12 protein-coding genes are annotated in these 13,097 nt (G+C 68.5%); 4 read left to right on the plus strand and 8 right to left on the minus strand.

All coding sequences use genetic code 11. From position 1 onward, the window contains the following. Positions 1-14 precede the first annotated feature (14 nt). From meaB to BJF87_RS12415, 3 genes are read right to left on the minus strand one after another with little or no spacing between them, the layout of a single operon-like run. Complete coding sequence (meaB, locus tag BJF87_RS12405; RefSeq protein WP_075863272.1) at positions 15-1,013, minus strand: methylmalonyl Co-A mutase-associated GTPase MeaB; 999 nt, start codon at positions 1,011-1,013, stop codon at positions 15-17. Beyond that, a complete protein-coding gene (gene scpA, locus BJF87_RS12410; protein WP_075863273.1) occupies positions 1,013-3,298 on the minus strand; it encodes a methylmalonyl-CoA mutase in 2,286 nt (761 codons plus the stop codon). Before scpA ends, meaB begins: the two co-directional genes overlap by 1 nt. Next, positions 3,295-5,229: a methylmalonyl-CoA mutase family protein gene (locus BJF87_RS12415; protein WP_075863333.1), complete on the minus strand. Its 1,935-nt coding sequence runs from the start codon at positions 5,227-5,229 to the stop codon at positions 3,295-3,297. Before BJF87_RS12415 ends, scpA begins: the two co-directional genes overlap by 4 nt. A 164-nt stretch (positions 5,230-5,393) precedes the next feature. Between BJF87_RS12415 and BJF87_RS12420 the strand changes: the two genes are divergently transcribed. From BJF87_RS12420 to BJF87_RS12430, 3 genes are read left to right on the plus strand one after another with little or no spacing between them, the layout of a single operon-like run. Next, positions 5,394-6,152: a TVP38/TMEM64 family protein gene (locus tag BJF87_RS12420; RefSeq protein WP_006360436.1), complete on the plus strand. Its 759-nt coding sequence runs from the start codon at positions 5,394-5,396 to the stop codon at positions 6,150-6,152. Between the two features lie 53 nt (positions 6,153-6,205). Then, positions 6,206-6,829, plus strand: coding sequence for a hypothetical protein (locus tag BJF87_RS12425; protein WP_006360437.1), 624 nt, complete (start codon positions 6,206-6,208; stop codon positions 6,827-6,829). Then, complete coding sequence (locus BJF87_RS12430) at positions 6,826-7,455, plus strand: hypothetical protein (RefSeq protein WP_006360438.1); 630 nt, start codon at positions 6,826-6,828, stop codon at positions 7,453-7,455. The genes BJF87_RS12425 and BJF87_RS12430 overlap by 4 nt, the downstream gene beginning before the upstream one ends. 8 nt (positions 7,456-7,463) lie before the next feature. On the opposite strand, the gene BJF87_RS12435 is transcribed toward BJF87_RS12430, so the two are convergent. The 3 genes from BJF87_RS12435 to BJF87_RS12445 all read right to left on the minus strand — a co-directional run bounded on the left by BJF87_RS12435 (position 7,464) and on the right by BJF87_RS12445 (position 10,017). Continuing rightward, entirely contained in the window at positions 7,464-8,648 is a 1,185-nt protein-coding gene (locus BJF87_RS12435) for an SPFH domain-containing protein (protein ID WP_035751550.1), read from the minus strand. Positions 8,649-8,692: 44 nt separating this feature from the next. Further along, positions 8,693-9,121: an NfeD family protein gene (locus BJF87_RS12440; protein ID WP_035751548.1), complete on the minus strand. Its 429-nt coding sequence runs from the start codon at positions 9,119-9,121 to the stop codon at positions 8,693-8,695. 68 nt (positions 9,122-9,189) lie between these two features. Continuing rightward, positions 9,190-10,017: a DUF3097 domain-containing protein gene (locus BJF87_RS12445; protein WP_006360441.1), complete on the minus strand. Its 828-nt coding sequence runs from the start codon at positions 10,015-10,017 to the stop codon at positions 9,190-9,192. Between the two features lie 119 nt (positions 10,018-10,136). On the opposite strand from BJF87_RS12445, the gene BJF87_RS12450 reads away from it, so the two are divergent. Further along, complete coding sequence (locus BJF87_RS12450) at positions 10,137-10,967, plus strand: hypothetical protein (RefSeq protein WP_035751545.1); 831 nt, start codon at positions 10,137-10,139, stop codon at positions 10,965-10,967. Positions 10,968-10,984: 17 nt separating this feature from the next. Here BJF87_RS12450 and BJF87_RS12455 read toward each other — a convergent pair whose 3' ends face one another. Together BJF87_RS12455 and BJF87_RS12460 are read right to left on the minus strand one after the other, a co-directional pair. After that, positions 10,985-11,638: a hypothetical protein gene (locus BJF87_RS12455; RefSeq protein WP_035751543.1), complete on the minus strand. Its 654-nt coding sequence runs from the start codon at positions 11,636-11,638 to the stop codon at positions 10,985-10,987. Positions 11,639-12,005: 367 nt separating this feature from the next. Further along, positions 12,006-13,097: a ferrochelatase gene (locus BJF87_RS12460; RefSeq protein ID WP_035751541.1), complete on the minus strand. Its 1,092-nt coding sequence runs from the start codon at positions 13,095-13,097 to the stop codon at positions 12,006-12,008.

Here is a 13,097-nt window from a genome sequence, read left to right on the forward strand (position 1 = left end):
ATCGCCGACTTCACCTACCTGTTGTCGAAAGCGTCGACGATGCGCTGCGCGGCGAGTGCCGGCGTCAACACACCTTCGCGCAGCTCGTCCTCGACCTCGTCGCGGATGTCGCGGACGCTGGGCGACTCCGCGAGCCTGCTGAGCACGATGTCGTGGACCATCGACCACGTCCAGTCGATCTGCTGCTGGTTGCGGCGGGCGGTGAACTCGCCGGCCACCCTGAGGGTCTGGTTGTGCTTGACGACCGTGTTCCAGAACTCGTCGACGCCGGTCTTCTCGATCGCGCTCATCGTCAGGACCGGCGGCGTCCACAGGGCGTCGTGCGGATAGATCAGCCCGAGCGCGTTGCGAAGTTCGCGCGCCGCACCCTTCGCCTCGTTGAGGTGCTTGCCGTCGGCCTTGTTCACCACGACCACGTCGGCGAGTTCCAGGACGCCCTTCTTGATGCCCTGCAACGAATCCCCGGTGCGGGCCAGCGTCAGGAAGGTGAAGGTGTCGACCATGTTGGCGACGGTGACCTCGGACTGCCCGACGCCGACGGTCTCCACGAGCACGACGTCGAAGCCGGCGGCCTCCACGAGCACGATCGACTCACGGGTCGCCTTGGCCACACCGCCGAGCGTGCCCGACGTCGGCGACGGCCGGATGTAGGCGTTCTTCTCCGTCGACAGGCGGCCCATACGGGTCTTGTCACCGAGGATCGACCCGCGGGTGCGTGTCGAACTGGGGTCGACGGCGAGAACCGCCACCTTGTGCCCGAGCTCGACCAGGTGCATGCCGAGCGCTTCGATGGTCGTCGACTTGCCAACGCCCGGAACGCCGGTGATGCCGACCCGGAACGAGTTGCCCGCGTGCGGGGTCAGCTTCAGCAGCAATTCCTGGGCGGCGGCCCGATGATCGGGGCGCTTGGATTCCACCAGGGTGATCGCGCGCGCCAGGTCGGCGCGGCGATCGGCCAGGACGGCATCGGCCAGCGCGTCGACGTCGACCCGACGCCGAGGACTGTCCGCCATCAGTTCGCGGCCACCCCGGGCAGCTCCAGGCCGAGGGTGTCGGCGAGCTTGCCGATGAGCTCCACGGCCGAGTCGGCGATGACCGATCCGGGCGGGAAGATCGCGGCGGCGCCGGCCTCGTAGAGCTCGGCGAAATCGCCCGGCGGGATGACACCGCCGACGACGATCATGATGTCCTCGCGCCCCACTTCCTTGAGCGCCTCCCGCAGGGCGGGAACCAAGGTGAGGTGACCGGCTGCCAGCGAGGACACACCCACCACGTGCACGTCGTTGTCGGCGGCCTGGGCGGCCACCTCCTCCGGCGTGGCGAACAGCGGGCCCACGTCGACGTCGAAGCCGAGGTCGGCGAACGCCGTCGCGATGACCTTCTGGCCGCGGTCGTGGCCGTCCTGACCCATCTTGGCGACCAGCACGCGCGGCTGGCGACCCTCGGCCTCGGCGAACTGGCGCACTGCCTCGATGGCCGCGTCGATGTTGCTCACCTCGCCTGCCTCATGTCGGTACACCCCGCTGATCGTCTTGATCTCGGCCTGATGGCGACCATAGACCTTCTCGAGCGCCTCGGAGATCTCCCCGACCGTCGCCTGATGACGCGCAGCCTCGATGGCCAGGGCCATCAGGTTGTTCTCCATGCCACCCTCCGACGACGCCGCGGCGCGGGTCAGGTCGGCCAGGGCCGCCTCGACCGCAGCGGAATCACGCTGCGTGCGAAGGGTGTTGAGCTTCTCGAGCTGCTCGGCGCGCACCTTGGAGTTCTCGACCTTGAGGACCTCGATCTCCTCGTCGTCGGCCACCTGGTACTTGTTCACGCCGATCAGCGTCTGCTGACCCGAGTCGATACGGGCCTGGGTGCGGGCCGCGGCCTCCTCGATGCGCAGCTTCGGCAGACCCTCGTTGATGGCCTGCGTCATGCCGCCGGCCTCTTCGACCTCGCGGATGTGCTTGCGCGCCTTCTGCGCCAGCTGGTGGGTCAGCGTCTCGACGTAGTTCGAGCCGGCCCACGGGTCGATCGGGCGGGTGGTACCCGACTCCTGCTGCAGCAGCAGCTGGGTGTTGCGCGCGATACGGGCCGAGAAGTCGGTCGGCAGGGCGATCGCCTCGTCGAGCGCGTTGGTGTGCAGCGACTGGGTGTGACCCTGGGTCGCCGCCATCGCCTCGACACAGGTGCGGGCCACGTTGTTGAACACGTCCTGCGCGGTCAGCGACCAGCCCGAGGTCTGCGAATGCGTGCGCAGCGACAGCGATTTGGCGTTCTTCGGACCGAACTCGGCGACGAGCTCGCTCCACAGGAGACGCGCCGCGCGCAGCTTGGCCACCTCCATGAAGAAGTTCATGCCGATGCCCCAGAAGAAGGACAGACGCGGAGCGAACTTGTCGATGTCGAGACCGGCCTCGAGACCGGCGCGGATGTACTCGACGCCGTCGGCCAGCGTGTAGGCCAGCTCCAGGTCGGCGGTCGCGCCGGCTTCCTGGATGTGGTAGCCGGAGATCGAGATCGAGTTGAACTTCGGCATCTTCTGGCTGGTGTATTCGAAGATGTTCGAGATGATCCGCATCGACGGCTTCGGCGGATAGATGTAGGTGTTGCGGACCATGAACTCTTTGAGGATGTCGTTCTGGATGGTCCCCGCCAGCTTCTCCGGCGGCACACCCTGCTCCTCGGCCGCCACGACGTAGAGCGCCAGGATCGGCAGCACCGCACCGTTCATCGTCATAGACACCGAGACGTTGCCCAGGTCGATGCCGTCGAAAAGCTGACGCATGTCGAGGATCGAGTCGATCGCCACACCGGCCATGCCGACGTCGCCGGCGACGCGCGGGTGGTCGGAGTCGTAGCCGCGGTGGGTTGCGAGGTCGAAGGCCACCGACAGACCCTTCTGGCCGGCCGCGAGGTTGCGGCGGTAGAAGGCGTTGGACTCGGCGGCGGTCGAGAAGCCCGCGTACTGGCGGATCGTCCACGGCTGGTTCACGTACATCGTCGGGTACGGGCCACGGATGAACGGCGCCTCACCCGGAACCGAGTCGAGCGGGTACGGGTGCTCGGCGTCGTCGAGGATCGCGTTCCGGTCGGTCCGGGTGTACACCGGCGCGACGTCGATCTGCTCGGGGGTGTTCCAGGTGACCTGGTCGACCGAGTAGCCGTGCGCCGACGCCAGTTCCTCGGTGACGGGCGCGCCCGGTCCGGCTGCTGCTGCCGCCGTTCCGTCGGTGAGCTCGACCCCGGCGAAGCTCGGGATCGACCGGGCCGAGTTGGATTGTGACAGTTTGGGTTCGGTCTGGGTCATGCCGTCGCTCCCGAGGTTGAGAGAAGCTGATCGAGGAGTTCGGAGAGCGTGCTCACCGCGTCGATGCCGACCCGCAGCGAACCGTCCGGACGATCGCCGGACTCGGGCCATTCCCGGTCCGGACCGGCGAGCAGGACCTTGGCGAGACCGGCCGCGCGGGCGGCGGCGAGGGCCGCCGGACCTTCCTCGGCGTAGCGGGCCTTGGTGCCGCAGATGACCGCGATCGGGGTGTTCGCACCGGCAAACGCGTCGCCGATCTGGTCGGCGGTCAGCGGACCCGGGTTGACGACGGTGATGCCGCCGGCACCCAGCAGGTTGGCCACGAACGTGGTGCGACCGTTGTGTTCGGCGACGCTGCCCAGCGGGATGAGCAGGATCGACGGGCGCGCACCCTGCTCGGCGAGCACCACATCGGACCGGTCGCGCAGCGCTTCGAAGGCACGGCCGACACGGGCCAGCTTCGGGGTTCCGGTGACCACGTCGGTCACGTTCGACGCCGGGACGCCCTGGGCGTCGGAGAGGGCCCGCTCGTCGATGTTCGGGAACTCGTTGACACCGGTGACCGAGATGCGACGGTGCGCGACCTCGGCGTCGCGGCGGGCCAGCGAGGCCTCGACCTTCTCGGCGATCCAGCCGTTGTCCAGGGCGGCGCGGTAGCCACCGGCGGCCTCGACCTCGGTGAAGACGGCCCAGGCGTTGGCGGCGAGGTCGTCGGTCAGCGACTCGACGAACCACGAACCGCCGGCCGGGTCGAGGACTCGTCCGATGTTGGACTCCTCGAGCAGCAGCAGCTGGGTGTTGCGGGCGATGCGGCGTGAGAAGGACGCACTCGAGGTGCGCTTGTCGGCCGGGATCGTCGCGTCGTAGGCCAGGACCGTCAGCTGGTCGGCGCCGCCGACACCCGCGCCGAAGGCGGCGATGGTGCTGCGCAGCATGTTGACCCACGGGTCACGCTGGGAGTACATCGACAGGTCCGTGACGCCGTGGGTGATCGCCCCACCGGCGTCGGGTGCACCGACGACCTCGGCCACACGGGCCCAGATCTTGCGCAGCGCACGGAACTTGGCGATCGTCGCGAACTGGTCGTCGTCGGCCGAGACACCGAAGGTGATCTGGTTCAGGGCCGCCTCGGCGGACAGGCCGGCGGCGGTCAGGTCACGCAGGTGCGCCACCGCGGCGGCCACCACGAGGGCGAGTTCGAGGCCGTTGTCGGCACCCGCGGTTGCGAAGTCGCTGCCGTCGACGCGGAAGGTCCGGACCCCGACGGGGAGGTTCGACGCGGCAAGTGCCGTGGCCTCGTCGGCGTCGACCGTGGCCCGGCCGGAGAACGCCGCGGTCAGCGGCGAGAGCCCGAAGGAATGCGTGGTCGCCGCGGTGGGAGCGGCGGCGACCGGTGCGGCCTGCGCCTTCTCCTTGAGAGCCAGCAGTTCCCGGGCGGCGGCGATGCCCTCGGTGCCGGCGTCGAGCGTCACCGGCACGAGGTCGAGGTAGACGCCGCGCAGGACGGCGGCGAGGTCGGTGACACCGAGACCGCCACCGGGCTTGCCGACGGACAGCCAGAGTCCGCTGGTGCCGTTGGTCATCGCCTCGAGAACGAGTTCGTTGACGTCCTCGGCCGGGGTCTCGTCGTCGCCGAACCGCTCGGTGACGCGCCACCCGGTGGTCACGTCACGGGCGGGATCGGCGCCGCGGACGAACGGGAACCGGCCCGGCAGGCCGGGTTCGGTCGTCTCGTCGCGACGTGTGTACAGCGGCCGGATGGTCAGCCCGTCGGCGGTGTCGGTCGAGAGCAGGGCCTCCGGTGTATCCGGGAGCTCGTCGACGTCCACCCGACGCGATTTCGCCAGAACGGCCGCGGCGGCCTTCGACCACGCCTGGTAGGCGCCATCGAGATCTGACTCGGGTTTGGGCTGGTCAGTTTGCTGTGGCATGTGGGGAAGCACACCTCCGTGAATGCTCTGTGCGAGCGCGTACACGACCTTAGCCGATCGCTCGCTCGGCCCATCACCGAGGTCGGCGTGAAATGGACCACGCAACGGGTGCGAGCAGGTCGCGACGTCGAGGCGCCCCGTGCAGTCCGGAGTAGAGTGTCCGGGTGCCCGAGCCAGCTCCCGTCACCGAGGTGACACCCGACGCGACGGGCAGCCGACGCCGCGTCACCTTCGACCGGCGGGTCGTCCGGCGCGCACTCGTCGCAGCGGCGGTCGTGGCCCTGGTCCTGCTCGGCTCCTACTTCATCCCGCTCCCCTCGATCGGCAGCGTCCGCGCCTGGGGCGACGACCTCGGTCCGGCCTTTCCGTGGCTGTTCTTCACGGCGTACGCCGTTGTCACAATCGCCCCGATCCCCCGCTCGACCTTCACCGTCATGTCCGGGATCTTCTTCGGCCCCGTCGTCGGCTTCGTGGGCGCGATGATCGCGTCGTCGATCGCGGCGGTCGCGGCCTTCGGACTCGTGCGTGTGCTCGGCCGCGACCGGGTGCGACCGTTTCTCAAGAAGCCGGTCGTCAAGGCCGTCGAGTACCGCCTGGAACGGCGCGGTTGGCTGGCCGTCGGCTCGCTCCGCCTGATCGCGGCCTGTCCGTTCTCCGTCGCCAACTACTGCTCGGCTTTGTCTTCGGTACGGCCACTGCCGTTCACCGTGGCGAGCATCATCGGCATGGCCCCCGGAACCGCGGCGGTGGTGATGCTCGGCGATTCGCTGACCGGCGACACCAACCCCGCGCAGCTTCTGATCAGCGGAGCACTCTTCGCGGTCGGGATCGCCGGACTGGTCCTCGACGCTCGGTTGCCGGTGACCACCGGAAGCCCTCAACCTCCCAGACTTGAGAAGGACGAATCAAGTTCTGATGATTGATCGGTCCAGCCAAAAGGCTTGATCAGTCCTAATCAAGCCAGTAGGCTTGTGTGATGTTCGTCATGACCGTCGACCAGCGCGGCAGCCGCACCGACATCGATCGCGTCGAAGCCGTGCTCGACCGGCTGCGCACCATCGACTCGGTTCGCCCCTTCGAGCGCACCGCGGGCGACGAGATCCAAGGCGTCCTCGACGACCCGGTGACCCTCGCACAGCTCGCCGTCGAACTGACCGCCGACGGTCACTGGAGCGTCGGCATCGGAACCGGCGACGTCGAACAGCCGCTCCCCGCCTCGACCCGCGCAGGCCGCGGAGCCGCTTTCCTCTACGCCCGGGACGCGGTCGAGGCGGCCAAGCGGCAACGCATACCGCTGTGTGTACGCGGCCCCGATGCCCGATGGTGCCGCCACGCACAAACCGCCGGCCGGCTGATCAGCGACATCGTCGCCACCCGAAGCGCTGCCGGCATCGAGGCGGTGGCACTCATGCGGCGAGGACTCACCCAGGCCGACGCGGCGGGCGTCCTCGACATCTCACCCCAGGCCATGAGCCAACGACTCCGCGCCGCCGGCTGGGATCTGGAACCCGATTCGCTGGACCTCCTCGCCGATGCACTCGCCGAGGCCGACCGCCTCCACGCCGTCGAGCAGGCGCCGGACGGGGAGGTCGCGCGATGACCGGGATCGCCCTCGTCCTGCTCGTGCTGACCGCCATCGCACCTGTGGGGTGGCTCGGAGTGGAGCGGCTCATGCGTGACCGCGCACTCGACGGTCTCACCGTGCCGCCGTCGGCGACGATCGTCCACGCCGTCGGACTCACGATTCTGCTGGGACTCGCCGGGGCGACGGCGGTCGTCGCCGCCACCGCCGGACCCGCAGCCGGGTTCCCCGCCGCGGCGGCGACGGTGATCGCGGCCGTGGCTGCGGTCACGGGTGGTGGCCCGGTGGTGCGGGCGGTCCTCAAACTGGGTGGTGTCCGGGCGAACCCGACGCCGACGCCTGACCCGGAGAGCCCCGATGACACCGAGACCCCGGACGACGCAGATACCGAACAGTCCGACCCGAACGAGGTAGGACCACTCCGGGGCGGCCGCGTCATCGGTCATCTCGAGCGGCTGGCCGTCGTCACGACGCTGATGGCCGGATGGCCGGAGGGTCTGGCGATCATCCTGGCGGTGAAGAGCCTCGCGCGCTATCCCGAACTACGTGCGCCGCAGGCGTCGGAGCAGTTCATCATGGGCACCTTCGCCTCGGTGCTCTGGGCGATCGGCCTCGCCGGGATCGCACACCTGGTCACCACCTGACGGCCGGTCTAACCCGGGGTGGTTCCGGTCTCCTCGATCGCGGCGCCGAGCGACGCATGACGTGACAACCGGCCCACACCGGTGCCGATCTCGGGGGCGACGGGTTTGCGGGCCACCGCCTCGGCCTCGGCAACGGCCTGCGCGACCTTGGGATCGGATGCCAGCGAGAACCAGTCCTCGGTCTCCGACTCGTCGACCTGTGAGGGCGGCGAGTCGGTCGGCTCGTACCGGAACACCCCGTCGTCGCCCTGGATGCCGAAGGACTTCGCGAAACCCTGGAGCGCCGAACCGAAATCGGAGGGCACCACCCAGACCTTGCTGCCCTCCCCCTTCGCCATCTCCGGCAACTGCTGGAGGTATTGGTAGGCAAGGAGTTCCGGGGTCGGCTTGGCCGCCTTGATCGCCGCGAAGGTCTTCTCGATGGCCTTCGCCTCGCCCTGCGCGTTCAGGTAGGCCGCCGCACGATCACCCTGGGCACGCAGGATGCGCGACTGCCGCTCCGCCTCGGCGGCGAGGATCGCGGCCTGCTTGGCACCCTCGGCGGCGAGGATCTGCGACTGCTTGTTGCCCTCGGCGGTCTTGATCGCCGACTCACGCTGACCTTCTGCGGCCAGGATCGTCGCGCGCTTCTCGCGATCGGCCTTCATCTGCTTCTCCATCGACTCCTGGATCGACGGCGGAGGCATGATCGACTTGAGTTCGACGCGGGCGACACGCAGGCCCCAACGGCCGGTCGCCTCGTCGAGCACTCCGCGCAGCTGCCCGTTGATGGAGTCGCGAGAGGTCAGGGTCTCTTCGAGGGTCATACCGCCGACCACGTTGCGCAGGGTGGTGATGGTGAGCTGCTCGACGCCGGCGATGTAGTTGTCGATCTCGTAGACGGCCGACCGCGGATTGGTCACCTGGAAGTAGACGACAGTGTCGATGGACAGGGTGAGGTTGTCCTCGGTGATCACCGGTTGCGGCGGGAAGGACACGACCCGTTCACGGATGTCGACCCGCGCGCGAATCCGGTCGATGAACGGCAGCAGCAGCGTCAACTGCCCTGACACGGTGCGCGTGTAGCGGCCGAGACGTTCGATCACCGCGGCCTCCGCCTGCGGGATCAGGGCCACCGATTTGACCAGTACCACCGCCACGAGCAGGACCAGCAGTACCACCACCACCAGGCCGAAGATCTGGAAATCGTCCACAATTCACCTTTCTCGCGAACCGTCGAGCAGGTCGGATCGAGCTATCAGACGTGCCACACCACCGCGGTCGCACCGTCGATCTCGACGACGGTCACATGGGTTCCGGGTTCGAGCACCTGTGCGGGATCGACCGACCGCGCCGACCAGATGTCACCGCCGATCTTCACGCGGCCGTCGTCGCCGTCGACCGTCTCGGTGACGACCGCCGGCTGCCCCTCCAGGGCCTCGGTGTTCATCAGCACAGAGGGGCGATTGAGCATGTGGCGCTTGGCAACCGGGCGCACCGCGACGAGCAGCAGCATCGACACCGCCGCGAACACCAGGCCGTCCACCCAGAGGGGCGGCTCCCACACGAAATCCACACCGGCCGCGGCCAAGGCACCACCGGCCAACATGAGCAGCACCAGTTCGCCACCGAACATCTCCGCGACCACCAGGACGATCGCGGCCGCCAACCACAGCAGGGCGCTCATGTGTCCAGTCTGCCAGAGATGTCCGAGCAGCCTCGGCGCGTTCGATGCGCGAGCGCGCGGATCCGACGCTAACCGGCCTCTTCGGCCGCGGTGACGAAGTCGATCAGTTCCTCCACCGATCGCAGGAGTGGCACTTCGAGGTCGCGGAAGCTGCTGACCCCGCCCAGCACCCGGCGCCAGCCGTCCCGCGGGTCGCCCCAGCCGAGCTCGGCACACACCCCGGTCTTCCAGTCGGTGCCGCGCGGGATCGTCGGCCAGGCCCGGATCTTGACCGAGGCGGGCTTCACCGCCTCCCAGACGTCGATGTAGGGATGCCCGCACACCAGCACGTGCTCGCCGACCTCTGCGGTGAGGTGGGCCTCTTTCGAACCGGCCACGAGATGGTCGACGAGAACGCCCGCGCGACGATGCGGCGCGGGCTGGAACTCGGCGAGCGCCTCGTCGAGGTTGTCGAGACCGTCGAGGCTCACCACGACCACGCCCTCGGCCCGCAGGTCGTCGCCCCACACCCGTTCGAGCAGGGTCGCATCGTGCACACCCTCCACGAAGATCCGGCTGGCCCGCGCGGTGCGAGCCCGGGTGCGGGGCGCGGCGCGGGAACCCGACGCCGTCATGGCGGGCTTCTGGGGTCCACGTGTGCGCGGCCGGACGAGGGTCACTGTCCGGCCGTCGATCAGGAAGGCGCCGGGGTTCATCAGGAACACGCGGGTCCGGCCGTGCCGGTCCTCGAGGCGGACGAGGTCACCGGCGTAGCTCTTCTCCAGGCCGACGACGGCACCACAGAAACCGGTCGCGGCGTCTTCCACGACGAGATCGCGTTCGGCCGCGACCTCCACCGGACGCGGCTTGGCCCGGCGTGGCTGAGACAGCACATCGCGCCCGTACCGGTCATCCATCGCGCTCCACCTCTTCGGTCCCTGGACATCTGCGCCCAACACCGTAAGCGCCCGGACTCCCGGCGGCGGGTTGCCACGCCCGGCGACCGGTCGGGGCCCGGCGGTATCCTGGCTCCTTGATGAATCGCAGCGACATCCTCCCCTCCACCGTCGCCTGGCCGACCTGCGCACTGGGCGCGTGGGCGGCCGCGTGGCTCGCCGGCCGCTGCTCCCCCGACGACGTGATCGAGGCGCTCGCCGAATCAGCCGACCGGCATGAGGTGTCGACCGAACAGTCCAGGTCCGCAACGGGATCCGGGAACCGCATGGTGAACCTGCTGGGTTCCCTGAAACCGGCCCGGCAGCTGGTGGTGCGCCTGCCCTCCACCGGCGATCCGCAGGGCCTGCCACCGCATCCTGCGACAGCGAAAGCGCTGGTCGCCGGCGAGGTACTCCTCGTCGACGACTCCGATACGGCCGGAACCCTCGCACTCGTCCCCGAGTTCTCCACTCTCGGCGTCGATCCCCCGTACGTGACGTGCCGGTGGACGACCTTCCGGTATGCGGATCGGCTGGACCTCGCCCACCTCGTGTCGTCCGGGCCGTCCGCCGGTGACCTGGAATACGATCTCCGGCAAGCCGTTCGCGATGCCGCGTCGATCATCGGCGGGCTCGGCGGACGCCGGTCGGTCGACGCCGGCGACCTCCGCAAGGAACTCGCGGCCCTCACCGCCCGGCATCGCGTCGCCCTGCCCCCACATGCGCTCGACACCCGCTCGACGCGCCTGATCGACACCGCCGCCCAGGTCGAGGCCATCGTCGATCTGGCGGGCGCCCGCCGGGTCGAGATCGGCGACACTGCGGGGCAATGGGATTCGGGCGACTCCGCCCTGCGCGGGTTGCAGACGCTCACCCGGACCGCACGGGCGGCCGCGGTCAATCACACGATCGGTGAGCTGCTCCGCCGCTGACCTGCGAGCGGTACGTGTCAGACCGGCTCGGACCAGGTCCGGCGCCGCGGTGGCCGGTCGGAGACGAGTCCGTACATCGTGATGCCGTTCCAGTCCTCGACCCCGAACTCGGTGGCACCCCAGACCTCGGTGTAGTAGCGACGCAGACTCTCCGAACCCGTCCACGCGTAATAGGGTCGAGATGCGGCCGTGCAGAACCGCTCCATCTCGCGCATCATGCCGATCGTGGCCCGGCCGCCGCGTTCGGATTGCGCCACGACCCCGATCCGGAGGTTGACCGCGTCGTCCGCCGGAGGCGCGAGCTTCGAACTGGTCAACAGCTCCGCGACACGTTCGCGCACCCCGGGAACGGTCGCGACCGCGGCGAAGTCGGCCGGCGTCAGCGGCGGCTTGCCGTCGACGGCCAGATCGGCGTCGTGCGGCTGAAACACCAGCAATCCGACGAGACGTACGCCGCGCCGGGCACCGACGACGCATTTCGCGTTCAGCAATGGTCGTACGAGGATTTCCGCCAACCATTTCCGCAGAGAGCGGTCGGCCATGTGTTCCCCGAGCAGCCACGAGTACAACGGAATCTCGTCGAGACCGTCTGCGAGCAACTCGATGACCGGGTCGAGATCGTCGCCGGTGAGTGTGACCGTTTCGATCGATTCGTACTGTTCATCAGTCATCGCAGCTCGCATTCCCCGGTGCGACATGCCGGAAACGACGCAGAAAAACGGGTGGGCCGCGTCATCGACGCGGCCCACCCGAGAAGACTTCTCACACGGTCGGCGTTTCTTCCTCGAGCGAGCCGGTGATCAGGGTGTCCAGGATCGGTCCGAGAATCTCGCCGTCCAATTCGATTGGTCCATCTGCCATTGCAGATTCCTCTCTCTGGTAATCGCTGCCCGGGGGGAGGCAGCGTATCCACAGAATGTCATCTGTCGAACAACGGAGCCATATATGACGACTCCTGTTATCCGATTGTTATCATCGCAAATGATGCAACGAACTCATCGAAACGATCGTTAACAATGGGCTTGAGATCAGCTGTCTCTACGTACCGTCAGATGCGTGGGCCGACGGCCGCGACGGCCGTGCGGCGGGCACACAGCAACGGTCTCGACACACCCGACCGTTGTCGCCGCAGCCCATCGCAGCGAGATCGCCGGCGCCGCCGACGTAGTTCTCCACGATTTCGCCGATCATCTCGACGAAGCGCGGATCAGTGCCGACGGTGTCGGCCCGCACGTAGTCCATCCCGAGTCGCTGCGCCGTCTCGGCTGCCTCGTTGTCGAGGTCCCAGATCACCTCGAGGTGATCGGAGATGAATCCGACGGGATAGACCACAACCCGGCGAACACCCTGCGCCGCAAGTTCTTCCAGATGATCGCAGATGTCCGGTTCGAGCCACGGGATCTGCGGGGGGCCCGACCGCGATTGCCAGACCTGGTCGAAGTCGTCGACGCCGAGTGCGTCGGCAACGGCCTGCGAGGCGGCCATCACCTGGCGCGAGTAGAGACCACCGCCCTCGGCAGCCGGTCCGGACGCGGCGTCGGCCGAGCTCGGGACGGAGTGCGCGGTGAACACCAGCCGCACCGGGTCCTCGGACTCGCCGAGCTTCTCGATGGCGCGACGGACGGCGTCGGCGCCGGCCGCGGTGAATGCCGGATGCGACCAGTACTGCGGCAGTTTGCGGAGCACCACGGCACCCTCGGGCGTCGTGGACCCGGGCTCACGATCGGCGAGTGCCTTGAGGGACCGGTCGATGTCCTCGTGGTACTGACGGCACCCCGAGTAGCCACCCCAGGCGGATGTCGGGAAGACCAGGATGCGACGATGCCCGGCCCGGTACATCTCGGCCAGGGTGTCCTCGGCCAGGGGGTGCCAGTTGCGATTGCCGAAGTACACCGGCAGATCGAGACCGCGGCGTGCCAGATCGGCGCGGAGGCCGTCGATCATGTCCAGGTTCAACCTGTTGATCGGCGACACCCCGCCGAAGTGCAGATAGTGTTCCGCCACCGATTCCAGGCGTTCGCGCGGGATGCCCCGGCCCCGGGTCACGTTCTCCAGGAAGGGCATGACCTCGTCGGGACCCTCGGGACCACCGAAGGACAGGAACAGGACGGAATCGAAGGCGGTCTCCAC

The sequence above is a fragment of the Gordonia sp. CNJ-863 genome (assembly GCF_001942325.1).
Lineage (GTDB): Bacteria > Actinomycetota > Actinomycetes > Mycobacteriales > Mycobacteriaceae > Gordonia > Gordonia alkanivorans.